At 73.9% G+C, this 2105-nt stretch carries 1 protein-coding gene; it reads left to right on the top strand.

What is annotated here, in order from left to right:
- Positions 1 to 2105 (top strand): AMP-binding protein (locus tag ACFZB9_RS36865; protein WP_391454536.1); only part of this gene is annotated, 2105 nt, incomplete at both ends.

Here is a 2105-nt window from a genome sequence, read left to right as displayed (position 1 = left end):
AAGTTCGACGGGCTGCCGCGCGGCGGGGTCTTCGACTGGCGGCGCCCGGCCGCCGAACTGGACGCCCTGGTGCGGGCCACCGCGTTCGGGCGGCGGCGCAACGACTTCGGCACCGCACTCCTGGCGCTCGGCGAGGGCCTGGTGGCCGTCCAGGGCGTGGAGGTCACCGAGCGGCTCTCCACCGCCGAGCCGGGCACGGTGGTCGACACCACGCCGCAGGCGATCACCGTTGCCACCGCCGACCGGGACGTGCGGCTCACCGCACTGGCGCAACTGACCGGGGAGCGCCTCGACCTGGCCACCCTCGCCGACACCCTGGCCACCCGGCACGCCGGCCGCTTCACCGAACTCACCGAGGCCGAGGTAGCCCAACTGGCGGCGGAGGGCCGTGCGGCGCACCGCGCGGAGGGGCGTTGGCTGCGCGTCCTGGACCGGCTGGAGCCCGTGCTCCCGCCGAGATTCGGCCAACTCGGCCAACTCGACCAGGCCACCCGGCCGGTGGTCCCGGTCGCGCTGCCCGAATCGCTGCACGATGCCGGAGCCGACCCCGTGCACCTCGCGTTGGCCGCGGTGCTGGCCTTCCTGGCCCGGCTCTCGCGTGGCGGTGAGCGCGATGTCGCGCTGCCCGTGCCCGGCGGCTCGGCGGCGGGGCTGCTGGCGGCCGAACTGCCGCTGCGGGCCCCGGAAGGGCTGCTGGAGCGCACGCTGGCGGAACTGGCCGAGCTGGTCGGCGCCGAGGTCACCGCGCTGCGGGCCCGCTCGCCGTATCGGCGCGACCTGCTGCTGCGCCACCCGCAGCTGACCGCAGCCGCCCGCACCGCGCTGCCGGTCGCGGTCCTGCTGCCCGGCGCCGACCCCGCGCCCGCCGGCCGGGTGCTGACCATCCGGATCGGCCCGGCCGGCGAAGTCTCCTTCCAGGGCGATGAACTGACGGATACCCAACAGAGCTGGCTTGCCGAGCACTTCGCGCTTCTGCTGGCCGAAGCCGCGGCTGAGCCGGCGCAGTCGCTGGGCCGCCTGTCGCTGCTCACTGCCGCCGAGCGCGCGCTGGTGCTGGAGAGCTGGAACGACACCGCCGAGGAGTACCCGGCCGGGCGTACGGTGTCCCGGCTGGTCGCCGACCTGGCCTGCGCAGCCCCGGCCGCGCCCGCCCTCCGGTTCGAGGGCCGCGAGCTGAGCTACGGCGAACTGGACCAGAGCGCCGACCTGTTGGCCCACCGGCTGATCGACCTGGGCGCGGGCCCCGGCTCCCTGGTCGGCGTCTACCTGGAGCGTTCCCCGGAGCTGCTGGTCAGCCTGCTCGCGGTGCTGAAGACCGGCGCGGCCTACGTGCCGATCGACCCGATCTACCCGCCGGCCCGGATCGGTCACATGCTGGCGGACTCCGGTGCCCGGCTCGTGCTGACCGACGAGGCGTTGAGCGCGACACTGGCGGCCTTCCCGGTCACCCCGGTCCTCGCCACCGCGCAGGACACGCCCGACCCGGCCCCGGTGGAGCCCGTCGACCGTTCGGTGCCGGATGCGCCGGCGTATGTCATCTACACCTCGGGTTCCACCGGTGTGCCCAAGGGTGTTCAGGTGGGGCATCGGGCGTTGGTCAACTTCTTGTGGACGATGGCGCGGTGGCCGGGTTTCGGTTCCCGGGACTCGCTGCTCGCGCTCACCACGGTCTGTTTCGACATCGCGGGCCTGGAGCTCTATCTGCCGCTGGTGCGTGGCGGCACGGTGGAGGTGCTGCCCGCGGCGGTGGCCGCCGACGGTTTCGCGCTGCGTGAGCGGATCGAGCGCTCGGCCCCCACTGTGCTGCAGGCCACTCCCACCACCTGGCAGATGCTGCTCGCCGCCGGCTGGCCCGGCGATCCACGCTTGCGGGCGTTGTGCGGAGGCGAGCCGCTGCCCGCCGACCTGGCCGGGCAACTAGCGAGTCGAGTGGGCGAGTTGTACAACATGTACGGTCCGACGGAGACCACGATCTGGTCGACCGTGGACCGGGTGCACGCTGGTGCTGCGGTCACCATCGGCCGTCCGATCGGCAACACCCGCTGCCATGTGCTGGACGAGCGTGGCCTGCCCGTGCCGCCCGGCATCCCGGGGGAGCTGTACCT

Origin of the sequence: Kitasatospora sp. NPDC008050 (assembly GCF_042957465.1) — a bacterium.
Classification (GTDB): Bacteria; Actinomycetota; Actinomycetes; order Streptomycetales; family Streptomycetaceae; genus Kitasatospora.
This window is presented reverse-complemented; position numbering and strand designations above follow the sequence as displayed.